This is a genomic window from Polaromonas sp. P1_G2 (assembly GCF_056405515.1).
Map to the genome: position 1 here is coordinate 1 of NZ_JBFUBY010001462.1, position 398 is coordinate 398.

At 63.1% G+C, this 398-nt stretch carries 1 pseudogene; it reads right to left on the reverse strand.

Annotated features, from left to right (window positions below):
* Positions 1–398: pseudogene (locus tag AC1D0P_RS31085) on the reverse strand (hypothetical protein); the annotation flags it as partial.

Genomic DNA, 398 nt, shown 5'->3' on the forward strand with positions numbered 1-398 from the left:
TGCCGGAACCGGTGACCTCTTTATATGCGACCGGCTTATGCCCCAGCCAGCGATCAGAGAGCGAATCCATGCCATGGGTGGTGTTGCTGCCGCCGTCGAGCACATAGCTCATCAGCATCGTGTCGTCGAAGCGCGCGATGACGATGCCGTGGCGCTTCATCACCAGCCAGTCATATTTTATGTTCTGGCCAATGATGAGGACGCTGTCATCCTCCAGCAGGCTCTTCAGGACCTCAAGCGCCTGCCGCACGGGAATCTGGCCTTCCACCAATCCGCCGCCGAGCAGGTCGCCGCGGCCGCTCTTATGCGCGACCGGGACATAGCAGGCGCGGGTGATCTGGCCCGAGGGCGTGGCGCTGTCGTCGGCGACTGCGAGCGAGAAGCCGCAGAGCTCTGCC